This window comes from Myxococcus guangdongensis, assembly GCF_024198255.1.
GTDB lineage: Bacteria > Myxococcota > Myxococcia > Myxococcales > Myxococcaceae > Myxococcus > Myxococcus guangdongensis.
In genome coordinates this window covers 385,166-411,114 of record NZ_JAJVKW010000003.1, presented here as the reverse complement: position 1 = coordinate 411,114, position 25,949 = coordinate 385,166, and the positions used below count along the sequence as shown (strand labels likewise).

At 71.5% G+C, this 25,949-nt stretch carries 19 protein-coding genes; 10 read left to right on the top strand and 9 right to left on the bottom strand.

Annotation, left to right across the window (positions count from 1 at the left end; genetic code table 11):
- Positions 1-16 precede the first annotated feature (16 nt).
- Entirely contained in the window at positions 17-3,280 is a 3,264-nt protein-coding gene (locus LXT21_RS11090) for a carboxypeptidase-like regulatory domain-containing protein (RefSeq protein ID WP_254038080.1), read from the bottom strand.
- Positions 3,281-3,413: 133 nt separating this feature from the next.
- Between LXT21_RS11090 and LXT21_RS11085 the strand changes: the two genes are divergently transcribed.
- Positions 3,414-3,692 carry a LysR family transcriptional regulator gene (locus tag LXT21_RS11085; RefSeq protein WP_046718573.1) on the top strand — a complete coding sequence of 93 codons (279 nt, stop codon included), beginning with the start codon at positions 3,414-3,416 and terminating at the stop codon, positions 3,690-3,692.
- On the opposite strand, the gene LXT21_RS11080 is transcribed toward LXT21_RS11085, so the two are convergent.
- A complete protein-coding gene (locus LXT21_RS11080; RefSeq protein WP_254038079.1) occupies positions 3,681-4,004 on the bottom strand; it encodes a hypothetical protein in 324 nt (107 codons plus the stop codon). The genes LXT21_RS11085 and LXT21_RS11080 overlap by 12 nt on opposite strands.
- 142 nt (positions 4,005-4,146) lie before the next feature.
- On the opposite strand from LXT21_RS11080, the gene LXT21_RS11075 reads away from it, so the two are divergent.
- Entirely contained in the window at positions 4,147-6,309 is a 2,163-nt protein-coding gene (locus tag LXT21_RS11075) for a TonB-dependent receptor (protein ID WP_254038078.1), read from the top strand.
- A 3-nt stretch (positions 6,310-6,312) separates the two neighbouring features.
- Here the strand turns inward: LXT21_RS11075 and LXT21_RS11070 are convergent, their stop codons facing one another.
- From LXT21_RS11070 to LXT21_RS11050, 5 genes are all read right to left on the bottom strand, one after another.
- Positions 6,313-7,764, bottom strand: coding sequence for a hypothetical protein (locus LXT21_RS11070; RefSeq protein WP_254038077.1), 1,452 nt, complete (start codon positions 7,762-7,764; stop codon positions 6,313-6,315).
- Positions 7,765-7,774: 10 nt separating this feature from the next.
- On the bottom strand, positions 7,775-9,127 hold the full coding sequence (locus tag LXT21_RS11065; RefSeq protein ID WP_254038076.1) for a hypothetical protein: 1,353 nt from the start codon (positions 9,125-9,127) through the stop codon (positions 7,775-7,777).
- Between the two features lie 91 nt (positions 9,128-9,218).
- Positions 9,219-11,216 carry an ATP-dependent DNA helicase gene (locus LXT21_RS11060; protein WP_254038075.1) on the bottom strand — a complete coding sequence of 666 codons (1,998 nt, stop codon included), beginning with the start codon at positions 11,214-11,216 and terminating at the stop codon, positions 9,219-9,221.
- Positions 11,217-11,355: 139 nt separating this feature from the next.
- Positions 11,356-12,108, bottom strand: coding sequence for a hypothetical protein (locus tag LXT21_RS11055; RefSeq protein WP_254038074.1), 753 nt, complete (start codon positions 12,106-12,108; stop codon positions 11,356-11,358).
- A complete protein-coding gene (locus LXT21_RS11050) occupies positions 12,105-13,100 on the bottom strand; it encodes a site-2 protease family protein (RefSeq protein ID WP_254038073.1) in 996 nt (331 codons plus the stop codon). The genes LXT21_RS11055 and LXT21_RS11050 overlap by 4 nt, the downstream gene beginning before the upstream one ends.
- 212 nt (positions 13,101-13,312) lie before the next feature.
- Between LXT21_RS11050 and LXT21_RS11045 the strand changes: the two genes are divergently transcribed.
- The 3 genes from LXT21_RS11045 (at position 13,313) to LXT21_RS11035 (ending at position 15,321) form a co-directional block, all read left to right on the top strand.
- Positions 13,313-13,660 carry a hypothetical protein gene (locus tag LXT21_RS11045; RefSeq protein WP_254038072.1) on the top strand — a complete coding sequence of 116 codons (348 nt, stop codon included), beginning with the start codon at positions 13,313-13,315 and terminating at the stop codon, positions 13,658-13,660.
- Between the two features lie 101 nt (positions 13,661-13,761).
- Positions 13,762-14,562, top strand: coding sequence for a hypothetical protein (locus LXT21_RS11040; protein ID WP_254038071.1), 801 nt, complete (start codon positions 13,762-13,764; stop codon positions 14,560-14,562).
- Between the two features lie 42 nt (positions 14,563-14,604).
- Positions 14,605-15,321, top strand: a complete 717-nt coding sequence (locus LXT21_RS11035) for an HAD family hydrolase (RefSeq protein ID WP_254038070.1) — start codon at positions 14,605-14,607, stop codon at positions 15,319-15,321.
- Positions 15,322-15,537: 216 nt separating this feature from the next.
- Here LXT21_RS11035 and LXT21_RS11030 read toward each other — a convergent pair whose 3' ends face one another.
- Positions 15,538-16,008, bottom strand: a complete 471-nt coding sequence (locus LXT21_RS11030; protein WP_254038069.1) for a transcriptional regulator — start codon at positions 16,006-16,008, stop codon at positions 15,538-15,540.
- Positions 16,009-16,171: 163 nt separating this feature from the next.
- Between LXT21_RS11030 and LXT21_RS11025 the strand changes: the two genes are divergently transcribed.
- The 3 genes from LXT21_RS11025 (at position 16,172) to LXT21_RS45175 (ending at position 21,249) form a co-directional block, all read left to right on the top strand.
- Positions 16,172-17,032 (top strand): calcium-binding protein, encoded by an 861-nt coding sequence (locus LXT21_RS11025; protein WP_254038068.1) that lies wholly within the window; start codon positions 16,172-16,174, stop codon positions 17,030-17,032.
- 382 nt (positions 17,033-17,414) lie between these two features.
- Positions 17,415-18,326, top strand: coding sequence for a lipid kinase (locus tag LXT21_RS11020; RefSeq protein WP_256571485.1), 912 nt, complete (start codon positions 17,415-17,417; stop codon positions 18,324-18,326).
- Between the two features lie 52 nt (positions 18,327-18,378).
- Positions 18,379-21,249, top strand: coding sequence for a carboxypeptidase regulatory-like domain-containing protein (locus tag LXT21_RS45175; protein ID WP_267145402.1), 2,871 nt, complete (start codon positions 18,379-18,381; stop codon positions 21,247-21,249).
- Positions 21,250-21,315: 66 nt separating this feature from the next.
- On the opposite strand, the gene hrcA is transcribed toward LXT21_RS45175, so the two are convergent.
- Positions 21,316-22,347 carry a heat-inducible transcriptional repressor HrcA gene (gene hrcA / locus LXT21_RS11005; RefSeq protein WP_254038067.1) on the bottom strand — a complete coding sequence of 344 codons (1,032 nt, stop codon included), beginning with the start codon at positions 22,345-22,347 and terminating at the stop codon, positions 21,316-21,318.
- A gap of 250 nt (positions 22,348-22,597) precedes the next feature.
- Between hrcA and yedA the strand changes: the two genes are divergently transcribed.
- Together yedA and LXT21_RS10995 are read left to right on the top strand one after the other, a co-directional pair.
- Complete coding sequence (gene yedA, locus LXT21_RS11000; protein WP_254038066.1) at positions 22,598-23,542, top strand: drug/metabolite exporter YedA; 945 nt, start codon at positions 22,598-22,600, stop codon at positions 23,540-23,542.
- A 114-nt stretch (positions 23,543-23,656) separates the two neighbouring features.
- Positions 23,657-25,948 (top strand): hypothetical protein, encoded by a 2,292-nt coding sequence (locus tag LXT21_RS10995; RefSeq protein WP_254038065.1) that lies wholly within the window; start codon positions 23,657-23,659, stop codon positions 25,946-25,948.
- Position 25,949 lies beyond the last annotated feature (1 nt).

Below are 25,949 nucleotides of genomic sequence, written 5' to 3'. Positions count from 1 at the left end.
GTCGCTGGATGAAGCCCTACTCGGCCTCGCCTTCGAGCGGTTTCCAGTCGAGCCGGGGCGTGAGCACCAGCGTGCCTTCCTTCGGGACGTCCACGTCGCTGACGTGGAAGCGGGGGAGCGCTTCGCTCGTGAGCATGAGCGTGGCCCGGCCCGCGGGGACGTGTCGGAAATAGAGCGCGTCCTCGCCCCACTGCGCGCTCAGGCCCGGGGCCATCCGCGCGCCCAGCTCCTCCTCCTGCGTCGGATGCGCGATGCCTCCTGGCACCAGCGCGACTTGGATGTCCTTGTCATAGGGGACCACCACCTTCACGGTGGCACCCGCCGTCAGGGCCTGGAAGGAGACGGAGACCCGACCACGCTCCGGGACCCCCACGCGCTGGGGCAGGAACGTGGAGGACTCCTGCTCCGTGTACCGCGCGGGCAGCACGGAGACGACGTAGGTGCCTGGTGCCAGCCCGCCCTTCCACGCCTGTCCCCGGTCGAGAGGACTCGAGGTCTCATCGCCATCCGAGGCCGTGAAGAAGGCGATGTAGCCATCCAGGGGACGGCCGCGTGCATCCTTCGCCGTCACGCTCACGAGCGCCGTGGGCTCCAGTCTCGCCGTCACCTCCTCCTGGCCCTCGCCCACTGACAGGCGCAGCGCGTGGTGGCCCGTCGGCTCGCTGAGCATCACGGTGAGCGGCCCCGGCGCCAGCGCATGCTCCTTGAAGAGGAACAGGCCTTGCGCATCCGAGCGCGTCTCCAACGCCTCCGACTCCGCGGCCTGAGCGCGAGCTGTGACGGTGACGCCCGACAGCGGCTGGTCCGTCCGGGCATCCACGACGCGGCCTCGGAGGCGACGCCCCCGCTCCAATCTGATTTCTCCCAGGTCGAGGTCCGGCTCACCCTGGCCCCCGTCGATGACCCGCTCCGCCGAGCGCAGTCCCTCGGCCGCGAAGAAGTACCGCCTGGCCATGGCGTGTGGATGACGGGGGAACGAGAACGTCCCGTCCTCGGACTCCACCGGCTCGCCTCCCGCCATGAAGCGACGCAGGGGCTTTCCGTCGGGGCCGACGACGCGACCCCGGACCCAGGACTGGCGGTCCATCACCAGCCGCAGCGGCGTCGTGCCGGAGGGCACGCGGAGCGCGGACTCGTAGAGCGTGTCCCCGATGATGAGGCTGCGGTGGACACCCCCGTGTTTCTGGAGCACCGCCTGGGTGGCGGCATCCAGGCGCAGCGAGTAGCCCAGCTTGAAGGCCGTGATGGCATGCGCGCCGGGGCCGAGTCCTCGCAGCACGAAGCGGCCGCTCGCGTCGGTGGGGACACCCCGGTCGAAGCGCTCCACCATCTTGAGGATGGCGGGCCCGTCGGAGCGCACTGCCTCGCGAGGCTCGGCGCGGACGAGGACCCCTTCGAGGGGCGCTCCCTCGGCGTCGACGACGAGGCCCTCTCGCGTCTGCCCTTCATCGAGGCGCAGCTCCACGCGCGTCACCGCATCGGCCGCGACCTCCACGTCGCTCCAGGCCCGCTGGTCCACGCTGTCCGTCGTCCGCTCCACGACCACCCGGTAGCGCCCCGGAGCAAGCCCCCTCCGGGTGAACCTCCCCTGGGCATCCGTCCTCGTCGCATTCAGGTCGAGCGCATCCGTGAAGAGCCTCAGCACCACGACGCCCCCGACGACCGGCTGTCCACGCCCATCCACCACGTGCCCCTCCACCGTCGCGCCGACGCGCACGACGATGTCCACGTCGCGCGCGGGCACCTTGACGAGGACGGGCGCGTCGATGAAGTCCGGTGTGTCGACGACGACTTCGTAGTCACCGGGCTGGGAGGCATCCAGCGCGAAGCGGCCCTGGGCGTCCGTGGTGTCGTCCTCGATCTGCTCCGGGGGATTCCCCTCCCCGACCCAGCGGAGCGTGATGGGAACACCGGTGACGGGATGTCCCGCCACGTCCGTGACCCGACCGGTCAGGGCGTACGCGCGCGCCAGCGTGAAGTCCTGCGTGCCCGTGTCCGGAGACACGAGGCGTTGCTCGGCATCAGCAGGGTCGAGACAGCCCTTCGCCCGGAGCGTGAAGTCCCACACCCCTGGCTCCACGGGGCCCAGGCGATAGCGCCCCTGCGCGTCGGTGACGGCCGTCAGCGGCTCGCCATGCTCCGGCGCGGAGACCCGCTTCACGATCACCCCCTCCAGCGGCTGGGAGGTGTCGTCGAACACGGTGCCCTCGACGTGGAGCCCACTGCCCAGCTCCAGCGTCACATCGCGAAGGGAGGACGCGCCCACCTCCAGCCGGGTGAGCGCGTAGCGTCCCTCATGCTGCGCGGTGAGGGTGTGGTGCCCCGTCGAAAGCTCGAAGGTGAAGGCGCCCCGGGCATCCGTCGTCGTCCTCGTGGCCTTCGGACTCGAAGGGGCGCTGGTCCGCAGGGCGCGGACCTCCACGCCCGGCACGGGTACGCCGCGGGACATCACCCGTCCGGAGAGCGAGCGCACCGGGCGGAGCTCCAGCTTCCATTTCGAGTCGCCTGTCGCCAGCGCTGGAGACCAGCCCTCTTTCGATGCGAACACGAGGTAGCCCTCGCGTGGCAGGGGCCCGAGCTGGAAGCGTCCGTCGTTGTCGGTGTGCGTGTCGAAGAAGCGCGTATGCCCTCGACTCACCACGGTGATGGAGACGTCGGACAGCGGCGCGCCTTCGCCGGTGACCTGTCCTCGTATCTCCGTGCTCGCTTCGAGCACCCGTTGCACACCCTGGCTCCCCGCTTGAATGCCCGGGTGCACGGTCGCGCCTCTCTCGGAGAGGACCCAGAGCGACTGGGGGCCCACGGGGAGCCCTTCCAGGACGAAGGTGCCGTCCCGCGCCGACACCGCCTGCGCATGGATGGGCGCCTCACCTTCGCGCGCGAGGAGCCGCTGCACGATGAGGTCCTCGGTCCATGGCAGACACCACGGCAGGTTCCGCGTGCGCGGGAAGACAGACGCCTCCTCCTCAGCCGGGTACTCCAGCGGGTGAGGCGGAGTGTCCTCGGGGCACGGCAGCTCCGAAATCGTCTCGCCCTCGATGGGCCAGGAGGCGGAGACACGGGCGCCGGGGATGGGCTGTCCCCACGCGTCCACCACGGTGCCCTGGATGCTCAGCGCCCCGGCTGAGGGTGGCCTGGGCGCCGAGGTGCGAGGGAGCGTGCTTGCCGAGCGGGTTCGAGCGGTGGCCTCGGGCTGCTGTGACTCGGTGCCGAGCAGCCTCCAGGAGAGGAGCGCCAGCGCCCCCAGTATCAGGAGGGTTCCCCCTATCCACCCGCGCATGCTCGGCTCCGGCTGTCCGACATGAAGGATTCGAGGATATCAGCGGGCGGCCGGCCGCCCTCCTGCTGGATTCGGAACAAGGGAGGGGGATGGGGGGTGCACGTCGGGTGGAGGTCTCGATAACGTGGGGGTCGTGAGCATCACGCACCTCCAGTCCTTCGTCGCCGTGGCCGAGGAGAAGCATGTGGGCCGTGCGGCGCGTCGGCTTCACCTGACGCAGCCGCCGCTCAGCCGGCACATCCTCGCGCTGGAGGATGAGCTGGGGACCCGGCTGTTCGAGCGCACCCGCCAGGGCATGCGCCTGCTGCCGGCCGGCGAGGTCTTCCTGCACCACGCTCGCCGCATCCTCGCGGAGGTCGACACGGCGGTGCTCACGGTGCGCGGACTCGCGCCGCGTGAATCAGACGGGTGACGGCTCACCCGAGAACTCCACGGGCAGAGACAGGGGCTCTCCGCGGTGGACGAGGACCGCTGCTCGAACCAGTTGCTGCACCTGATGCGCGCTGAGCCGCAGCTCGCGGAAGCGCTGGCTCGGAGAGAAGTCACCCACCGACATGCCGAACGAGGGGCTCTGTCCCACTCGCTCGGCACGCAGCTCATGGTGGCGCCCCGCCACTTCGATGACGAGCGCACAGTCCAGCGCATCGAGTCTCCGGGCCTCGAGGATGCGCAGGACGCCCTCGGGGCTGTGTCCTTCTCGTGCGGCTGTCTCTGACTTGCACATCGGAGGCGCCTCCGCGCTTCACGTCGCCCATCGGACGAAGTCACATGGGACCGTGGCCTCTCGCGATACTCGAGCCATGACTCGGTGCGCGGCCCGCGCATACTGAGTCAGCGCGCCTCGCAACGGAAGGGACTTCCCGAACATGCCTCGCAGGTCGTCTCGCCTCACCTCGTCGAAGCTCCGTGGATACCTCCTGCTTCCAGGCGCGCTGCTCGCGTCCGCGACGTGGGCACAGTCCACCGACTCCGAGACGAACGCACCGCCGCCCGGCCTCGTCGCTCCCGCGCCTCCGGAGCCCACGGGCTCCCCCGACTCCACGCCCTCCGAAGAACCTGGCGATACCTCGCGCACCGTCGTCACGGGCACGCGGTTGCCGCGCCCCATCCGCGACGTGCCCGCCACCACCGTGGTGCTGCCTCGCGAGGAGATCGACCGCAGCCCCACGCTGACCCAGGACACGCTGGTCCGCTCGCTGCCGTCCGTGGCCACCTTCCGTCGGACGCCGAGCCTCGTCTCCGACCCCACCGCGCAGGGACTCAACCTGCGCGGCCTCGCGCCCTCCGGCGTCGCGCGCACGCTCGTCCTCCTCGACGGCGTCCCCGTCAATGACCCGCTCGGCGGCTGGGTCTTCTGGCGCTCCCTGCCTCGACTCGGCCTCGACCGCATCGAGGTCGTCCCCGGTGGTGGCTCCGCCCTCTACGGCAGCTCCGCGCTCGGCGGCGTCGTGCAGCTCATCTCCCGCCCCATCACCGGCCCCACCCTCGACGCCGACGTCGCCTATGGCAACCGGGGCACCGGCCTCGTCGCCGCACGTGGCGCCCAGCGCTGGGGCCCCATCGCCGCGGCCCTGGAGACCGAGCTGCTCACCAGCAACGGCTATCGCATCGTCAGCCCGGGCCAGCGCGGCGCCATCGACAGCGACACGCCCAGCAACCACGTCGTGCTCAACGGCCGCGTGGAAGCCCAACCCACCGACACGCTCACCCTCTCCGCCCGCGCCAATCTCTTCCGCGAGAACCAGAACGGAGGCACCCGCTTCACCACCGCCCGCGTGGAGCTGGCCCTGTTCGGCGCGAGCGCGCGCCTCCAGACCGAGGCCCGCGGCACCTTCACCCTCGACCTCTTCGGCCGCGCGCTCCGCTTCGAGCAGGACCGCGCCCGCGTCGCGCAGGACCGCGCCACCGAGGCCCTCGCCGCCTCCCAGGATGTCCCCGCCAATGACCAGGGCGCATCCCTCGTCTGGACCGCGCCCACCTGGAGCGCGGGCGGCGCCCATCAGCTCTCCGCGGGGCTCGACGCGCGCCGCATGGCCGGCACCTCCCAGGAACAAATCTTCCCCGCCACCCAGGCCCCCGAGGCGCTCATCGCCCGCGAGGCCGGCGGCACCCAGTGGAGCGGCGGCGTCTTCCTTCAGGACCTCTACGCCCCCATCCCCGCCCTCGAGCTGTCCGCAGCGCTCCGCCTGGATGCGTGGCGCAACACCCGAGGCCTCCAGCGCGTGGAGCGCGTCAACGGGGCCACGGACACCACCGCGTACGACGACCGCACCGAGCACCAGCTCAGCCCACGCCTCGGCCTGCGCGTGAGCCCGTGGGACTCCGTCACCTTCCGTGCCTCCGGCTATCGCGCGTTCCGAGCGCCCACCCTCAACGAGCTCTACCGCCCCTTCCAGGTCGGCACCGTCCTCACCGCCGCCAACGCGGACCTCTCCGCCGAGCGCCTGTGGGGCGCCGAGGCCGGCGTGGAGGTCGAACCCCTGCGCGCCCTCACCGCGCGCGTCACCGGCTTCTGGAACGTCCTCGAGGACCCCATCACCAACGTCACCCTGCCGGGCAACGCGGGACGACAGCGGCAGAACCTGGGGCGCGCCCGCGTGCGCGGCGTGGAGGCCAGCGTCGACTGGCGCCTGTCACGCCGGTGGACCACGCTGCTCGCGTACACCTTCGTGGACCCCACCGTCACGAAGGCCCCCGGTCAACCCGAGCTGGTCGGTCGACAGCTCGCGCAGGACCCCAGACACCGGGGCGCCGCCAGCGTCACCTTCGAGGACCCGCGCCTGTTCACCACCACCGTGCAGCTTCGCGTCATCGGCCCCCAGTTCGAGGACGACCTGAACGAGCGCGGCATGGGCGGCACGCTCGTGGTGGACGCCGCCGTCAGTCGACGGCTCTTCTGGAAGGTGGACCTGTTCGCCGCCGTGGAGAACCTCTTCGACCGCGAGTACCTCGCCGGCCGCGCCGGCGTGGATACCCTGGGCCCTCCCCTGCTCGCGCGCGTGGGCCTGCGCCTCAGGGATGCGCCGTGAGCATCACGGACACTGGCGGAAATAATCCACGCGCCGGAGCGGCCTCGGCTCCGTCGTGAAGTCGGTGAACACGGACGTGAGCATCACATGCGCGCGCTGCTGCGCATCCAACTCCAGGAAGGCATCGACAAAGGAGCGATTGCCCGGCCCCTCGTGGGCGAGGAGCGTCGTCTTCGCCCAGCCCTCCGGCGTGCGGGTCCAATAAGACAGCGGACCGTCGCGCCATATCGTCAGCACGTGCACCTCCCCCGAGGCCCCCACCCTCAGCGCGTCGAGCTGAGTGTTCTCCTGCGTGACGAGGCTCGTGGACCAGACGCCCTGCCCATCACGGGCGCTCACCCAGGTCCCTCCGCCCGAGCTCCATCCGACATGCGGGACGCCGGAAGGCGACAGCGCGAGGTACGGGTCTCCCCACGCCTCCGCGACGACCTCCGAGACCCAGGTGCCCGAGGCATTCGTGGCGTAGTGGATGCGCTTCTCGAACACGCCTTCGTAGACGAGGTGGGCCTTGCCCTGCCCGTCCACCTTCAGGTCCACGTAGGCGGCACGGTCCAGGGCTCGCAGGCCCGTGTCCTCGACCACGAGCGCCCCCGGCGGCCCATGCGTGTACATGAGGCGGTGCTCCGCTCCAATCCACATGGACAGCGCATGGAGCTGACCTCGTGAGTCCAGTTCGAGGCTCTTCACCAGGCCACTCGCCGTCCGCGTCTCCACCCAGCGGCCCGCCGTGTAGCGGAAGAAGTGGGTGGGGACATCCGTGGCGCTCTCCGCGAACTGCGGGCTCAGGGCCACGTGGACTTCACCCGCGGCATCCACGCGGATGCCACCCGGCCAGGGCGGCGGCCCCACGAAGCCCGTCCTCGGGAACGTGCGCCAGGGCTTCGTCGTCGGCACCCGCACGATGTCGTCGGTGAACTCGATGAGGTACGCGTCCCCCTCCGCGTCGAGCGCGAAGTGCGCATAGCCCTTGGTGCCCTGCGGCAACAGGTTGCGCTTCTGCCAGCCCTGCTCGCACGCGCTCCAATCCGACATGCGCACGTCGACGCCCGCATCACTCAGCACGGGGCCATCCGGGTTGCCCGGCCACCCGCCCGCATCACCGGCGTCCGGCGTCCCGCCATCCGTGCCTGCATCGTCCGGAGGGGACAGCCCACCACCGTCCGCCTCTCCGCCATCTCCCCCGGCATCCGGCCCGGCGTCCTGCATCAGCGGCGGGCGTCCCGCGTCGTCTCCAGCATCGGGCTCGCCGCCACCATCCCTCCCCGAGCCCAGGGAGGTGTCGCCCCCATCGCGGACGCCGCGCCACTTCTCCGGGTCGATGATGGGCTCACACGCGCACAGCCCCACCGAGACACACAGCAGGACGAGGCGCAGTCGGAGAGAGGGCGAGCGGTCCACGAGCAACCTGGGGAACGGAGACGGACCGACTGTATCCGAAATCACGAGTGGGCCCACGCGAGCCCCTTCACTGACATTGGCGGTAGTAATCCGTGGTCCGCAAGGCAGGGCGGCCCGGCGCACCGGGCTTCACCCACGTGTGCATCACGTGCGCGCGGCCCTGGCCGTCCAGGTGCATCGACGAGCCCGTCACGGACGGAGGAAAGCCCAGGGGTTCGGCGCCGAGCAGGGTCCGCACCCAACCACCCCTCGCGTTGCTCACGTGCACCAGCGCGCCATTCACGCCCGTCAACAACATGTGCACCGCGTCGGAGGGACCCACCGCCACCGCCTCCAGTGACGCGAACTCGTTCCGGACGAACGTCGAGGTCCATCCCTCCGCCGCGTCGCGCGAGCTCAGCATGATGTCCGAGCGGTCCGTCCACACGATGTACGGCGTTCCCGAAGCGGTCAGCGCGAGGAACGGGTCGCTGCCCAGCGAGGAGACGGGCTCCACCACCCAGGTGCCCGAGGCATTCGTGGCGTAGTGGATGCCCCGAGGGGCCTTCGGGACGAAGGCCACGTGCGCGTACCCGAGCGCGTCCACCTGGAGGCTCACCGGATAGATGTCGTCGTCGAGCACGATGCCCGTCTCCTCGACCACCAGCGCGTCCGGAGGTCCATGCGTGTAGAGGATGCGGTGCTGGGGGCCAATCCACGTGGACATCGCGTGCAGATGTCCGCGCGAGTCCACCTCCAGGTCCCACAGCAGCCCGCCGGGCTTCACGGTGTGGACCCACCGGCCTTCGGCGTAGCGCAGGAAGTGGACGGGGACCTCCGTGTCGCCCTCGAGGTAGCGCGGGCTCAGGGCCACGTGCACGTCCCCCGTCGGCCCCACGCGCACGCCGACCACATAGGGCTGCGGCCCCAACCAACCCGTCCTCGGGAACGTGCGCCAGGGCTTCGTCGTCCCCACGCGCAGGATGTCGTCGGTGTGCTCGATGAAGTACGCGTCACCGTCCGCGTCGAGCGCGAAGCTCCCGTACCCCTTGGTGCCCGCGGGCAGCACGGTGCGCTTGCGCCAACCCGCCTCGCACCCGCCCCACTCGGTCATCCGCACGTCGACGCCCGCATCACTCAGCACGGGACCGTCCGGGTCGCTCGGCCACCCGCCCGCATCACCCGCGTCACCGGGGCCACCCTCGGCGCCTGCGTCATCGGCCCCCGCGTCCTCCGCCCCCGCGTCGTCGCCCGTCGTGGGCTCGCCCCCGTCCTCCCCGGCGATACCCGCGTCCCCGCCACCCGGGTCGGTATCCACGGGGCCGGCGTCGGGCGGCTTCGCGACGGCCCAGGGCGACAGGATGATGGGCTCACACGCCACCAGGCCCGCCACGGCGGCGAGCAGGAGCAGTCTCGAGCGGAGGAGGACAGGCCAATCCACGAAGCACCCCTGGGAGCCGGTGATGCGACCCGCCAGGGGCATACGGAGCGGGCGATTTATCCGGGCCATTTCCGCCCGGAAATCCCTCGGCTCAGTCCACCGGACGCAGGATGCGCAGGGGGCGCACCGGGCCGTTGAACCAGCGGCTCAGCTCCACCAAATCATCCACCCGACGCGCGTCCGGGAGGCTGTCCAGGAACACCTGTCCGTACGCCTTGGTGCGGATGCGCCGGTCCAGCATCGTCACGATGCCCTTGTCGGACTGCGTGCGAATCAGCCGGCCGAAGCCCTGGCGCAAGGCCAGCGCCGCCTGGGGCAGCTGGTACTGCTCGAAGGGCTCCTCGCCCCGGGACTGCAGTTGCTTGATTCGCGCCGCCACCAGCGGGTCTCCGGGCGACGCGAACGGGAGCCGGTCGATGATGACCAGGCTCAGCGCCTCCCCGGGCACGTCCACGCCCTCCCAGAAGCTGTGCGCCGCGAAGAGCACGCTGGGCGTGTCGCGGAACGCCTCGAGCAGCTGCGCCTTGGGACGCTCGCCCTGCAGCAGCGCCTGGTAGGGCAGCCGCCCCGCCGTCAGCTCGTACGCGCGCACCATGTTGCGCAGCGACGTGAAGAGCACGAAGGCGCGCCCGCCCGTCACTTCACACAGCCGGACGATTTCCTCCGCCGCCGCCTCGATGAAGCCCGGGGCGCTGGGGTCCGGCAGGTGCGTGGGCAGGTACAGCGCGGCCTGGCGCGGATAGTCGAAGGGGCTGGGCACCGCCAGCGTCCGCACGCGCGTCACCGTCTGGCCGTCCTCGCCGTACAGCCCCATGCGCCGGGCGAAGAAGTCGAAGCGGCTCTCCGCCGCCAGCGTCGCGGACGTGTACACCACGGTGTCGAGCGCGCCGTACATCCGCTCGCGCAGCTCCTTCGCCACGTCGATGGGACTGGCGCGCAGGAACAGGCCCTTGCCGCGCTGCTCCGCCCAGTACACGTGGTCCGTCGACTCCGCCTTCTCCAGGAAGGTGAGCTGCTCCTCGAGCTCATCCGCGCGGCGCGTGATTGCCGCCAGCTCCGGCTCGCGCTCGCCCGCGGTGAAGGCGGACAGCGCTCCCAGCCCCTCGCGCACGCCGCTCAGCGCGCTGGTGAGCTTCGCCATGCCCTCCGCCTGGAGCGTCACCGAGGCCTCGTGGCCGGACAGCCCCAGCGCGCGAGGCGCCTGCGCGAAGAAGGCCTCCGCGCCGGTGCGCAGCCGGGCCGCCAGCGCGCGCAGCATCGCGTGCCGGGAGTCCTCCTCCTTCAACGACGCCACCGCGTCGCGCGCCAGCTCCTCCAGCCGGTAGTTGGAGACCCCCACGCCGAAGTGCCCGCTCGCCGCGTCCTCGAGCGCGTGGGCCTCGTCGAAGATGACCGCCTCGTAGAAGGGCAGCACGCCCTCCGTGCGCTTGCCGGAGCTGCGCAAGGACAGGTCCGCGAAGAACAGGTGATGGTTGACCACCAGCAGGTCCGCGTCCTCCGCGCGCCGCCGCATGCGCGTGACGAAGCACGTCTCGTACAGCGGGCAGCGCGTGCCCACGCACGTCTCGGACGTGGTGGACAGCCGGGGCCAGGCGCTGAAGGACTCGGGCAGATCCAACTCGCCGCGGTCGCCCGTCTGCGTGTCCTCCGCCCAGGCCTTCAGCTTGGGCCAGTAGCGCGACTCCTCGCGCGTGGCGAACTGCGGGTCCTTGGAGAACGCCTCGTAGCGGTGCAGGCAGAGGTAGTTGTTGCGCCCCTTGAGGTAGGCCGCCTCGAAGGTGAGGCCCATCTTCTCGCGCAGCAGCGGCAGGTCCTTGAAGAAGATCTGGTCCTGCAGCGTCTTGGTCGCCGTGGACACGACGACGCGCCGGCCCGACAAGAGCGCGGGCACCAGGTAGGCGAGCGTCTTGCCCGTGCCCGTGCCGGCCTCCGCCAACAGGTAGCTGCGCTCGGCGAAGGCCCGCTCCACGGCACGCGCCATCTGGAGCTGCTCCGGGCGGTGCTCGTACGCCGGCAGCGCCACCTGGAGCGCGCCCCCTGGACCCAGCAGGCTATCGACGGACGGAGTGGGAGAGACGGGGAGCGTCATCGGGAGTGGCCAGCCTCGCGCAAGCGGCCCGACACGATAGCAGCCACCCGCGCCCAGAGCCCGTTTCCGGCCACCCGCGAGCCGCCCGGCCCGCATGGCCGGCCGCCTGGCGACGGGGCACTCCGTCCCGAGGGATTCGTCAGGGCACGTCGCCGGACATCAGCACGCCGACGCGCTGGATGATGAAGGCGGTCATCAGCAGCACCACCAGGAAGAGCACCGCGATGGCCGCCCCGCGCATCCGCCGAGACAACAGCGACGGCCCCGCGCCCTCCACCTCCGTGGGGACCACCAGCGTGGCGCGGCGGACGATCTCCTCCCGCGCCCGCTGCGCCACCGCGTCGTCCGGCGCCCGCGCCAGTCGCACGCGGTACAGCCGGCCCGCCGTCGCCAGCTCCCCGCGCCCCATGGCCAGGGTCAGCAGCCGGTCATGCGCCTCCCACTGTCCCCACTCCCCCGCCAGCCGGCGCCACTCGTCGCGCAGCGCCTCCGAGGGCTGGTGCTCCGACTCCACGAAGTTCGCGTACACCAACCCGCATTGCGAGCAGGACGTGTCCACCTCGCGCCGCGCCGACACACACTTGGGACAGTGTCCGGTCGGCGGCGCGAAGAGCGCGTCGTCATCCAGCGGCGGCGACGTCGCCACCGCGCCCCGCACCACCCGCAGGGCCGGAGCACTGACGCGCCCGGAGGCTTCCAACACGGGCTCTTCGGCGGTCCTCGGGCTGGCGAACGGGTCGCCACCCACCGACGGCGACGCCGCCAATGGCTGCGCGGCCCGCGCGCGGTTCTCCGCGCCGCACCGCTGACACGACACCACCAGCCCTCCGGACTCCAGCCGGTAGGACTCCAGGGGGATGAGCCGCTCGCACGCCTCGCACTGGAACTTCATGACACCACCTGACGCAGGGGCACGGGCATCGCGCAACCGATGAGGGCCAACAGGCACAGCGCGCAGATGAGCTTGCGCGTGGGACTGAGCGGCGCCTGCGGGTACACGACGTCCGGGTGCCCGAAGCCCACCACCTTGCTCGTCACCAGGAGCCACAGCCCCCAGGACGCGGTGACGAAGAGCGTGAGGAACAGCAGCACGGCGGCCATCAGCCGCCCCACCCAATGCGCGTGGCGCCCCAGCACCGCGAACGCCAGGTGCCCACCATCCAGCTGCCCCATGGGCATCAGGTTGAGCAGCGTGACGAGCAGACCGAACCAGCCCGCGATGACCACCGGGTGCACCAGCACGTCCTTCCCCTCCGGCAAGGGGCCCAACGCCAACCACGTCAGCCCCTGCATCAACAGGCTGTCACCAAACAGGGTCTGCACGCCATGGAAGGCTTCCTCCGGCGCGGGCGGCGCGTGGGTCACCTTCGCCATCACCCACGTGAAGAGCTCCTTGCCGTACACCCACAGCGAGGACTCGCCGGGGAACTGCGAGGCGACTTGCGGCGCGTCCACCACGGCCGAGTGCGACAGCCCCCAGTACAGGATGGGCAGCGCCACGACGAGCCCCGCCAGCGGTCCCGCCGCGCCGATGTCCACCAGCGCGTTGCGGTGCGGGATGCGGTCGCGGATGCGGATGACCGCGCCCAGCGTGCCCACGCCCAACACCGGCAACGGGATGAAGTACGGCAGCGACGTGTCCACCCGGTGCAGGCGCGCCAGCACGTAGTGACCCATCTCGTGAGAACCGAGAATCGCGAGCAGGGAAAGGCTGAACGACAGCGCGCGCGTGGCGGCCTCGGTGGAGACTTCGTCGGGCGAGTACGGCCGCTGGAAGTGGAAGTACAGCAGGTAGGACGTGAAGGTCGTCGCCACCGTCAACAGCAGCAACAAGAGATGCAGCCAGTACCTGGGCGCGGGACGTGCGACGGGGACGGAGTCCATTCAGGAAGCCTCGGGTTCTGGGCTAGCAAGGCGAGGTGCGCATTACAACGCGAGCGCGCATCCACCATGGGCGTACAGTGTGTCCGGACGGACCTTGACATGGGGTCGACATCTGGTACGACCGCGCCCGCTTGAAGGTCACTTTCAAACGGACGTGCGCCCTCGCGGGTGCTCGTCCACCGGACAAGCGACACTCACTAGAGGGGAAAACCATGAAGAAGCTCATCCTGTCGGCCGTTGCCGCGTCCAGCCTCATCGGCTGCACCAGCGTCGAGAGCGCCGTTGTCTCCGGGACCGAAATCGCCGCCAACGGTGAGGCCGTGGCCGTCATCCAGACGAACGCGCTGGGCCTGACCGCCATCTTCCACATCATCGACATCGTCCAGAGCGACCTGGACACCGTCGTCAACAAGCTCCTCATCGCCGAGGCGAAGGCCATGGGCGCGTCCAAGGTCGACCTGAAGTCGGCCGGCACCACGCCCCGTCACGGCATCTACGCCCTGTTCGGCACCATCATCGGCGTGACGTCCTCCACGGCCACGGGCGTGGCGGTCAAGTAGTCAGGCAGCCGGCCCATCAGGGTTCGGCGACCTCGGGAGGCCCCCTGGCGACAGGCGGGCCTCCTTGCATTTCAGCGCTCCTCCTGCCCCACTCGCGCCCCATGTCCCCTCGCCTCTTCGTGTGCTGTGTCGTGCTCGTCCTCGCGGGCTGTTCTCGGAAGTCGGACGACGTCGCGGCGCTGGCCTCGCAGGTGAAGACGCGGCTGGTGGAGCGCGACCAGAAGCTGTCCGGCTACGGCATCGCCGGGACGGTGAAGGACGAGGGAATGGACGCGGTGCCCTTCACCTTCGAGCACCGCGCGCCGGACCGCATGCGCGGCACGCTGGGGGCGCCCGCCGCGCGCATCTTCTCGTGGGACGGCACGCACCTGTTCGAGCAGATCGACGGTGAGAAGCGCTTCACCACGTTCAAGTCGGAGCTGCCTCCGGCGAAGCTGGCGGGCTTCCTCACGGAGACCTTCAGCGCCTTCATCCCGGAGGGCTTCCGCGCGCCGCTGTTGTCGCACGGGGCCACGCTGCGCCGCGCCCGGCATGCGCGCGCCGAAGAGGCGGTGGAGCTGTCGTTGTCGCTCGGTGGCGAGGCGCAGGGGGTGGAGCTGGTGTACGTGCTGCGCTGGCCGCAGCTCGACTTCCTGGACAAGCGCTCGCGCTCGCCGGACGGGACGGAGGCGGAGGTGCGGATGGAGGAGGAGCACTGCGACGCCCAGCTGGGCCTGTGCGTGCCGAAGCGGCTGAGCCGCTGGTTGGGAGGCCGCAAGGTGGGCGAGACGGTGCTCACGCGGGTGGAGTTGACGAAGCCGCCGCCGAACGACGCCTTCACCCTCGTGGCGCCGGAGGGCTACGATGTGAAGACGCGGACACTCGTGGAGGCCACGGAGGAGAACCCTCCCTCGGGCGGTTGACCCCCGACAGGTGCGTCCCCACTTTCGCCCGGGAGGCGAGTGATGGTGGAGAACGTCATCTTCGACGTGGATGGAACGCTGGTGGACTCGGTGGACGAGCACGCCGAGGCGTGGCGACGCTCGTTCCTGCATTTCGGGCGAGATGTCCCCTTCGCGCACGTGCGCAGCCAGATTGGCAAGGGCGCCGACCAGCTCATCCCCGTGTTCTTCAACGACGAGGAGCTGGAGCGCTTCGGCAAGGAGATCGAGGACTACCGCTCCAAGCTGTTCCTGGAGGAGTTCCTGCCCAAGGTGCGGCCCTTCCCGCGCGTGCGGGAGCTGTTCCAGCGGCTGCGTCAGCAGGGCCGGCGTCTGGCGCTGGCGTCCAGCGCGAAGGACGAGGAGCTCAAGCACTACGTGCGGCTGTGCGGCATCGAGGGCCTGTACGAGACCAAGACCAGCAAGGACGAGGTGGACAAGAGCAAGCCCCACCCGGACATCTTCCAGAGCGCGCTCGCGCGGCTGGGGCGTCCCGACGTGAGCACCGCGGTGGTGGTGGGGGACACGCCCTACGACGCGCTCGCGGCCGGCAAGCTGGGGCTGCCCACGGTGGGTGTGCTGGCTGGAGGCTTCCTGGCGGAGGACCTGCGCGCGGCGGGCTGCCGCACGTTGGTGAAGGACGCGGCGGAGCTGCTGCGGCTCGCCGAGGAGTCCTCGGTGGAGTGGCCGTGGAATGGGCCGGGCGCCTCGCCCGCCGCCAAGGACGAAGAGCCTCGCTGAGCGTTGGACGATGCGCCGCCGGACACCGACGGCGCATCGGGCCCTGCTCACCCGCTGGCGCACGTGAGGCAGCGCTTCGTCACACCGAGCCTGGCGCTCTGAATCGCCAATGCGCGGGTGCGTTGACGCACGTCGGGCAGCGCGGACGTGGCGCTCGTGCGTGACAGGCCAGGCGCGCCGCCTCACTCGAGCTGAGAACGCCTGACCTGGGGACGGCTACTTGCGCGAGCGACCACCGCGCGAGGTCCTCCGGGTGGTGGTGCCGCGACGGCCGGTGGTCTTGCGTGCCGTGCCCCCGCGAGCGCGCTTGCTCGTGGACGAGCGACGCGCCGTGGCGCGCTTGGCGGCCGTGCGACGCGCGGTGGACTTGCTGCCGGAGCGCGTGGCGCGGGTGGGCTTGCGCGTGCTGGAGCCGCGGCTCGACGTGGCGCTCTTGGCGGCCGTCCGGCGGCCTCCCTTGCGTCCAGCCTTGCGCGCGTTGGCGCGGGCCTTGGGACGACGGCGCGCCGCCTTCGCCTTGCTGCCGGAGCCACCCTTCATGCCGCCGCCGGTGAGCTTGTTCACCGTGGCCCAGGCCCGAGCCTCCGCGGTCTCCTCCGAAGTGCCCTTGTCCTCGTAGCCCTTCTCGATGTGCTCGGCCATCCGCTTCTGTTTCGCCGTGTACTTCGCCTTGCTTCCTCGTGCCATGCGTCGCCCTCCGGGCCGTGTGCGCCACCGGCCCAGGGCCGGCCTTGCCTGGAAGGTGCGCAGCCACCCATGCACAAGGAAGGGGCGCGGCCACTTCTTCCCACCCAAGAGGTTCGAGCCGTGCGAGGCCGGACATCGCGGCCCCTCACCCGGAGCGCTTCCGATGAACCGACGCACTCGCATCCTCGCCGCCACACCGTGCCTCGCCCTCTTCTGGGGACTCACGGCCTGCGGCCTCGATTCGGACGAAGCCGCCGCGCCCCATGTCCGCGAGGCCGCGTCCTATCTCGCCCTCGCCGAGGAGGAGGGAGGGCTCGGGGAGGACGCGGTGGTGGACTCGGACACGCCACGACTGGAGGCCCTGGCGGAGGAAGAGGTCGAGGACACACGGACCGAGCCCACCGACACCGGTGACGTGTGCGACTTCGATGCGCACCGCGCCCGTGTCGTGGCTCGCTATGACGAGAACAGGGATGGGGTGTTGGGACGACGAGAGCTTCGCGCGCTGCGCGCGGACCTGGGTGAGCAGCGCGACACCCTCCGCTCCCGACTGGCGCAGTGGGGTCGGCGCGTTCGACCGCAGGCCTTCTGGCGCGTGCGCTGGGTCTTCGACGAGGACGCGGATGGCGCGCTGTCCTCCGAGGAGCGCGCCGCGCTGGGGGATGCGATGGAGGCGCGCTGCCAGCACCTGCGTGCGCAGCGGCTGGAGCAGTACGACGCCAACGGTGACGGCCGCCTGGATGAGACCGAACAGCGGGCCGTGCGCGAGTCCCGTCGCGCCCGCTGGAAACTCCTGCGTCGGGAGCGGCTCGAGGCGTACGACGTGAATCACGATGGTGTGCTCGATGCATCGGAGCGCGCGACGCTGCGGAAGGCTCGCGTGGAGGCGGCCTGGACGCGGCGCGCGGAGGTGCTCACCACGTACGACACCGACGCGGACGGAGTGCTGAGCACCGAGGAGGCCCTGCCGTTGCGAGAGGCCCTCCAGCAACGCCTCACCGAGGGCCACGACGCGGAGCGCTGAGCCTTTGCATCCACCCGCCGCCGGTTGGGACGCGAAGCGTTGCCCCGCCGTGACGACGCCGCTGCGTCTCCCACCGCACCGGGTGGGCATGAGTCCCTCCATCCGCGCGGAGCCGCGGCGCCCACCCATCGTGCCCATGGCCTACGGGAGATCCCCATGAGCCCACACCACGACGCCGAGCCCCTCGCCCTCTGGAGTGAGGGCCTGGCCCCCAAAGAGGGCTCCCGGCCGCACGCTCGCCGCAAGCCTCGTCCTCCGGGGCCCGCTGGCCCCACGGACGGCGCGTGCACATCTTGGCGACCACGCAACAAGGAGAAGGTCCCTGGAACCCGCGCTCATCGAGCCTCCCCGCAGGCTGCCCCTCGACGAGGGCCCCGCGGCATTGGTGGTGAACACGCAGTCCCGCTCGGGCCGGGAAGCCTATGCGCTCGCCAGGAGCACCCTCGCCTCTCGCGGCGTGGTGCTGGCGGAGAGCCACGCGCTGTCGAAAAGCGGACGACTGCGCCGCGTGCTGGAACAGCTCCTCGAACGGGGGACACGCCGCATCCTCGTCGGCGGTGGAGATGGGACGCTGAGCGGCGCGGTGGGCCACCTGCTGGGTCGTGACGTGACGCTCGGCGTGCTCCCCCTGGGCACGGGCAACGACTTCGCGCGCTCGCTGGGCATCCCCGCCGACGTGGAGGCCGCGTGCGACGTCATCGCCCGGGGCTACGCGGCGCGCGTGGACGTGGGCCTCGCCAACGGCCGCCCCTTCCTCAACGCGGCGAGCCTGGGGCTCGCCACCGCCATCGCCAAGCGCCTGACGAAGCGCCTCAAGCAGCGCGCCGGGGTGCTCGCCTATCCGGTGGCCGCCGCCGCGGAGGTGATGGACCTCAAGCCCTTCCGCATCCGGCTCAAGGCCGATGAGCAGGAAGTGGAGATGGACGTGCTGCAGCTCGTGGTGGGCAACGGCCGCTACCACGGCGCGGGCATCATGGTGGCGCCGGACGCGCGACTGGATGACCGACGACTGCACGTCTACGCCATCGAGGCCCCGTCGGCGACCTCGGGCCGCGACGGCACGGGCCTGGGCCAGCTCCAGGACCTGGCCACCCTGGCGCGCGTGGCCCTGTCGCTCCGCAGTGGAGAACATGTGGACAACCCCGCCGTCACCTCGCTGCGCGCCGCGCGCCTCTATGTCGAGGCCACGCCCGCCCAGGAGGTCAACGCGGACGGAGAGCTCATCGGGATGACGCCCATGCGCTTCGAGGTGGCCCCCGCGGCGCTGCGCGTCTACGCCCCCGCGCCCTCCTGAATTCCGAAATGTTTCAGGGTGGCTTACGCTGGGCGCTCCGCGAGGACGAGCCATGCGACAGCGTTTCCACCGTCCCTTCATCATCGCCGCCCTCCTGGCCCTCGGAGCCGTGCTCCTGCTCTGGCTTCGAGTCCCGCACCAGGGCGAGGCCGCCCCCGCGCATGAGCCCGCTCCGCCTCGCCCTCTCAACGGCGAGACGAAGCGGTCCGCCCCTGGAGGCTCCGCGCCGGCCACGCCGCGTGACACGCCGGTGACGCCCGACGAGGGTTCCTTCCTCGTGCGAGTCACCGGGCCCCAGGGGCCCCTGGCGGGCGCGAAGGTGCGCGCCTTCCGCCGCCCCCCGGATGAGCGTCGCGAGCCCACGTGGCGGCTCACCAACGAGGGGACCACGGGTCCGGACGGCACCGTCCAGCTCCCCGCGCGCCCAGGTGACTATCTCGTCACGGCGCGAGCCCCGGGCCACGCCCCTGCGCGCCGCGAGGCCACCCGACCGGAGGACCTGACCCAGACGGTGGTCGAGCTGACGCTGACCGAGGGCGTGACGTTGCGAGGCCGCACGGTGGAGGAGAGCGGCGGCGAGCCCGTGCCCCTGGCCGAGGTGACGCTCCATCCCTACCCAGGCACGGCCTTCTCCTGGGCCCAGCCCGTGGAGCTCACGGAGGAGGCGGCGACGGCGACGAGCGACGGCCGTGGCCAGTTCGAGCTGTCCGGCCTCGCGCCCGGCCGCTACCGGCTCACCGCCCAGGCGCCCGGCTTCAGCCGCCGCGAGCTGCTCTTCCTCCACGTCCCGCAGCAGGGAGAGCTGGTGGTGGGGTTGTGGGGCGCGGGCACGATGGAGGGCTACGTCGTGGACGCGAAGGGCCAGCCCGTCCCCGGCGCGCGGGTGCGAGCCACCGGGGGCCTGACGCCGCTGGAGACGACCTCGAGCGAGGGCGGCGGCTTCGCGTTGGAGGTGGGGATGGGGAACTGGGTGCTGACGGCGCAGCGAGGAGACGCGGTCGGCCGCGCGCCCGGCACGCTGTTCGTGGGCCCCGGACAGACGCTGCGCGGCATCACCGTCACGCTGGGCGCCGAGGGGGGCCTGACGGGCGAGGTGCGCTCCACCGACGTCGCCTTCCCGGTGCGCTCCGCGGAGCTGGTGGTGCACCCCGCGGACAGCCAGGGAGAGCTCGCGCGCACCACGCTCGGCGGTGGCGGCATCTACCGGCTGGGCCTGCCTCCCGGCAGCTACGACGTGGTGGTCCAGTCACCGGGCTTCTCGCGGGGCATGAAGACGAACGTGGAGGTCGGCGCCGGCATCTTCACGCAGCTGGACTTCGAGCTGGAGCCCGCGAGCGCCAGCCTGCAGGGCATCGTCCAGGATGCGCGCGGGACGCCGGTGGAGGGCGCGGAGGTGCGCCTGGAGGCGGGCCGTCGCTCGGGCGTGGCGGCGCGCACCACGCACTCCGACGCGAGGGGTGGGTTCGCGTTCCGCGAGCTGGTCCCCGGCCAGGTGCGCGTGCGCGCGCGGCGCGAGGGCGTCCAGGGATGGACGGAGAAGCTGGAGACGCTGCTGCCGAAGCGCTCTATCTGGACGACGCTGGTGCTGGCGGACACGGGCATGGTGCAGGGCCGCGTGACGCAGGCGTCTGGCAAGCCTCCGACCGAGCCCGCGTTGGTGCGCGCCGTGGCCCGCGCCTCGACGGGGGGTGGCGTGGCGAACATCAGCTACGCGGAGACGGATGCGCAGGGCGTGTACTCGATGGAGCTGCCCGCGGGCGTGTACCAGCTCACCGCGGTGCTGCCTCGCGCCCGCTTCATCTACTTCCAGGACGATGACCCCAGCGTCACGGTCCACGCGGGGAGCGCCGTGCAGCAGGACCTGGTGCTGCTCGAGGAGCGCGGCATCTCCGGCACGGTGCGCGAGCCCTCCGGCGCCCCCAGTCCCTTCGCCATCGTCGCGGCGGTGCAGGGCGGTGACATGCCCTTCATCCTGCGCGTGCAGGCGAACGAGGAGGGCACGTTCGAGGTGCCCACGCGCCCCCAGGGCGCCCCGCCGCTCGCGGAGCTGGCGGCATACAACGCGGGACGAACGGTGCGGCTCCCCTCGGTGAGCGAGGGCCAGGGTCTGGTCGAGCTGCGACTGAAGCCGGCGGCGCGCCTGCGCGGGAAGCTCGTCGCGAGAGAGGGGGCTCCACCGGAGGCCTTCACGTTGACGCTGACGGAGACGAACGGCGAGGAGCTGCCCTGGGAGGCCGAGGCGCCGTCGACGCGGCACTTCACGGGTGACACGTTCGAGTTGCCCGATGCGCCGGGGCAGCCGCTGAAGGTGCACGTGCGGACGAGAGATGGACGCACGGGCTTCGCGCAGGTGGCGCTGACGCCGGGAGGTTCGAGCGAGGTGGAGGTGGAGCTCGTGGGGACGGGCGCCGCGGGAATCACGGGGCGCGCGGTGTGGGCGCGCAATGGAGGCCCCGCCGCGGGCGTGGCGGTGTTCCTGGACCAGCCCGTGTCCGCGAAGCCCGACACGCACACCGGACCGGATGGGCGCTTCCAGCTCCCGGAGGTTCGCCCTGGGCCACACACCGTGCGCTTGATGCCGTTCGAGGGCCGCGTGGAGACGCGCGCGGTGAAGGTGAAGCCGGGCGAGACGACGGACGTGGGCGACGTGACGGTGTCCCCACGCCGCGCGCAGCCGGGCACGGTGGGCGCGGGCTTCAGCGAGGCGCGTGGCTCGGTGGAGGTGGCGTGGCTGACGCCGGACGGGCCCGCCGCGCGCGCGGGCGTCGTGGTGGGTGACAGGCTGGTCTCCGTGGATGGCCTCGTGGTGAGGGACCGCGCGGAGGCGGAGGCCAGGACACGGGGCACGCCGGGCTCACCCGTGCGGCTCCAGGTGCGACGCGAGGGCCAGGAGCGCGAGGTGTTCGCCACGCGCGCCGAGTGAGCCGCGTGACGCCGTTCCCGCGGACGCGCGAGTGCTCACCACGAGCGACTCGCCACCCGCGTCCGGCTACACCTTCTCCAGCACGCGCGAGAGCACCTGCGCGGTGAAGTTCACCAACGGAATCACGCGCCGGTAGTCCATGCGCGTCGGGCCGATGACGCCCACCGTGCCCAGCACCTGCTCCTGGTTCCCGTAGGGGCTGGCGATGACCGTCACGTCACCCGCGGCCGAGAAGTCGCTCTCCGCGCCGATGAAGATCTGCATCTCGTTCGCGCGCTGCACCCGGTCCAGCAGTGACAGCAACCGGTGCTTCTCATCGAGCGCCTTGAAGAGCGCGCGCATCCGCTCCACGTCCGCGAACTCCGGCGCCTCCAGGAACGAGCCGGTGCCCTGGATGAGCACGCGCTCCGTCGTCGGCAGGTCCGTGGCGGCCGCGCCCAGCTTGAGCGCCTTCGCCGTCAGCGCGTTGTAGAGCGCCTGCTCCTGGTCCATCTCCGCGCGGATGCGCTCACGCGCCTCCTCGAGCGGCACCTCGTGCAGCAGCTCCGACAGGAAGTTGCTCGCCCGCATCAGCTCGTCCGAGGTGATGGGGAAGTCCACCGTGATGGCCTTGTTGACCACCTGCCCGCTCTGCCCGACGAGGATGGCCAGCACCCGGTCTTCACGCAGCCGGACGAACTCGATGCGCCGGAACACCGCCGAGTCGGGCCGCGGCGTCACCACCACGCCCGCATGCCGCGTCAGCGAGTGGAGGATGCGGCTCGCCTCGCCCAGCATCTCCTCCAGGTTCGCCTCGTGGAACAGGCCCGCGTGGATGAGCTCCCTGTCCCTGGGCGTCGGGTCCTTCAGCTTGACGAGCGTGTCCACGTAGAAGCGGTAGCCCGCATCCGTGGGGACCCGGCCCGCCGACGTGTGCGGCTTCTCCAGGAAGCCCAGCTCCTCCAGGTCGGCCAGCACGTTGCGCATGGTCGCCGAGGAGACCTCGAACCCAGGGCGCCGGGTGAGCTGCTGGCTGCCCACCGGCCCGCCCGTGGAGATGTACTCCTGCACCACGGCTCGCAGGACTTCCTTCTCGCGTTCACCCAGCTCTTCGGACATCCAGGCGCTCTCACTTGGGAGCCCGTGGCCCACCACCTCGCGGCCACCGCTCCAACACCCAAGTCTAAGAAAGCGCGCCGAGAGGTTCAATCCAGGCCCCATCCGCCGAGCGGCCGACAGCGGGCCCCCGCCCGCCAGCGTCCGAGCGGACGTGCACTCGCACTGTATCGCCCGGGAGAGCGGCCGACTGTGGGGTATGGCAATGCTCACATGGCCGACGGGGTGTGCCGACGCTACAAGCCGCGCCACCGTGACCGCCTCGTCCGCCGCGTCATCCCTGTCCACCCCTCCCGCCCCCACCCTCACCTCCGTCCCCCTCGCGGACGCGCCCTCCCCGAGCGCACCGCGCGGCCGACTCCTGCTGTGCCTGGTGACGCTGTACCTCGTCTGGGGGTCCACCTACCTGGCCATCCGCTGGGTGCTCCAGGGAGGCATGCCGCCGTTCCTGGCGTCGGGGACGCGGTTCCTGCTGGCGGGGACGCTGATGTTCGCGGCGCTGTGGCTCAAGGGCACACCCGTGCCCACCGGACGCCAGTGGGGCGCGAGCGCGGTGGTGGGCACCCTGCTCCTGGGCATCGGCAACGGGGGACTGGTCTTCGCGCAACAATGGGTGCCCTCGGGCGTGGCGGCGCTGGTGGTGGGCAGCCTGCCCATGTGGTCGGCGCTGTTCGGTGGGCTGTTCGGGCAGTGGCCCGGGAAGCTGGAGCGCTGGGGCCTGGCGGTGGGCTTCGGCGGAATCGTCCTGCTCAACCTGGGAGGTGAGCTGGGCGGCAGTCTGTTGCCCACGCTGGTGCTGCTGGTGTCGCCGGCGAGCTGGGCGCTGGGTTCGGTTCTGGGCCGGCGCATGCCCATGCCCACGGGGCTGATGGCGCCCGCGGCGCAGATGCTGTGCGGCGGCGTGCTGATGCTGCTCTTCGGGCTCTTGCGCGGTGAATCGTTCGACGTGATGCCGGAGCCGCGCGCGTGGGCAGCCTTCGCGTACCTGGTGACGTTCGGCTCGCTGGTGGGCTACAGCGCGTATGCGTACATGATGCGGCACGCGAGCCCCTCGCTCGCGACCAGCTACGCGTACGTCAACCCGGTGGTGGCGGTGCTGCTGGGCGCGGTGTTCGCCGGCGAGTCCCTGAGCCCCATGGCGTGGGTGGCCATGGCCGCGATTCTGGGCGCCGTGGTGCTGCTGACACGCAAGCGCTGAGGGCCGACGTTCGCGGACCCGCCGTGCCCGGGGGGACACACGTGCGGTGTCAACCCGTGCCGGCGAGGGCAGACGGCGCTTGACGCTGGTGGCGTCTCGGGCTGTTACGGGGGGATGGAATCCCTTCGCGCGCTCTGCCTCGCCTGCCTGCTCGTGACGGGCGTGTCCACCGCCGCCCCCGTCATCCAGGTCCCCGAGGGCGGCCCGAGCGTCCCCGTCACCGCCAAGGGCACCCTGTGTGGCCCCGTGAGGGCCGGCTGGACGCTGTCGCCGGACGGACGCTCGCTCAAGCCCCCCGCGCGGGTGGAGCAGGATGACGCGCGCATCCTCGAGTTGAAGGTCGCGCCCACGGGCGGCCAGTGCGAGACGACGGAGGAGCGCGTCACCGTCATCGCCACCGGCGCCTTCCCCCGCGTGGACGCGGCGGGCACCAACTTCTTCCCGGACGAAGGCCGCGTGGAGCTGCGCGGCACGGGCCTCGCCCACGTGGGCGTCGCCTGGAGCGGCACGCCGCGCACGGTGGCCGAGCCGACGCTGATGGAGGGCCAGGACGTGTGCCTGACGCCGTCGGTGGAGAAGGGCCCGGCCAACTGCACGGTGCCGGTGGCGCGCGGGCTGCCCACGGACGCGGCGCTGTACTGGACGCCGCCGCATGGGCGACGCGGCAAGGACGTCACCACGTTCGATGCGTCCGGCAACGTGGTGGACCCGGAGACCTTCCGCCTGCGTCCCGGGCGCGTGGTGCTCACCCAGCCGCTCATCCAGTCGGCGGGTGTGGACGTGTCGCGCGGGCCGGGCTTCGTGGCGCTGAGCCATTCGGAGGCGCTGGCGTCGGTGGACTGCGGCCCGGTGCGCTGCGAGGTGAACGAAGGCTCGGTGTCGCTGCGCAACGTGCCGGGCGTGGACGTCAGCGTGACGCTGCGGCTGAGGCTCGCGCCGCGCATCTACTTCGCGCGCGGAGAGGCGCTGGACCAGGTGTTGGTGGAGACGCTGCCGGTGCTCGCGTGTCCGCTCACGGCGGTGGACGGCACGGTGCTGCGCGACGCGGAGAACTCCGCGATGGTGGTCCGCCTGGACCTGTCCTGCCAGCACGACCCGCGCAAGCTGCTCTGGGCGATGAACGACCAGCGCGCCCGCGTGGAGCGCGTGGTGAAGGGCTCCGACGGCACCTACGTGCTCCTGCGCACCGGCGGCACGTCCGAGCAGCAGGTCACGGTGAGCGCGCAGACGTCACGGGTGGAGGGCTCGGTGGTGGCGTCGGACACGACGCGGACGCAGCCGTTGCCGGTGCCGCGTGCGTCGCTGGAGTTGGGAGACCAGGGCACCATCGACTTCATCCCCATCAACCGGCCCGCGGAGCTGCACGTGGCGGCCAGCGGCGAGCAGGGCCGCTTCGTGCCGCGCCCCGTGGCGGGCGCGTACACGGTCACCACGCGCGACGGGACGACGTACGTGCAGGGCGAGCCCACCGCGGGCGGCTTCGTGTCGCTGCGCTTCGGCTATCAGCTCTCCACGCTGCCGGGGGAGCTGGCGACCACGGACCTGGTGGTCGTCACCGAGCGGGTGCAGCGCTCGGTGCGCGAGGCGAGCGTGCCCATCCGGGTGGAGAGCGTGGTGGAGCTGGTGTGCGCGGACAAGGAGGGCCAGGACCGGGTGTTGGAGCCCAGCCGCCCGCACCGCATCGACTACGCCATGCGCAACTCCTGTCGGGTGGTCATCCACCGCGAGCGGCTCAAGCCCGAGCAGGGCGCGCAGGAGGTGGTGCTGCGCATCAGCGTCACCAAGCCGGATGGTTCGGCGCGCGGGGAGAGCCAGGTGGAGCAGCGCATGTTGCTGCGTCCGCAGGGGGAGGCGCGCACCATCCCCGTCCCGGGGCAGCTGGGACAGTTCGACCGGATTCTCGTGCAGGTGTCGCTGGTGGCGGACGAGACGCGCTATGCGCTGAGCACCTCGGACCGCTCGGGGCTGCCGTCGGCGCAGTGGACGGCCATCGTCGGCGGTGGGCGGTTGCGGCTCTACACGACGGCGACGATTCCGGCGGGTCTCTACCGGGCGACGGAGCCGAGCGGGCAGCTCATCCTCAACTTCGGCGTCGTGTCACGCCTGGCGCTGTTGAATGACGAGGGCCAGGAGCGGCTCTTCGGCATCGAGATGGGGCTGATGGGCATGGGGTTGATTCCCCAGTCCGGTGACATCGAGTTCCCGCCGACGCTGGCGGTGGTGATGGGGCTGAGCTTGCGGGTGCCCATCGGCCCGGGCGCGGCGGTGGGCGCGCAGGCGTGGGTGGCGCGCGAGTTCCGCGACAACATCACCCGCCGCTCGGACGGCTCCGTCGTCGACTCGAGCCGCTGGTCCTTCATCTTCGGACCCAGCATCTCCGTGGGCAACGTGGGCTTCAACCTGTGAC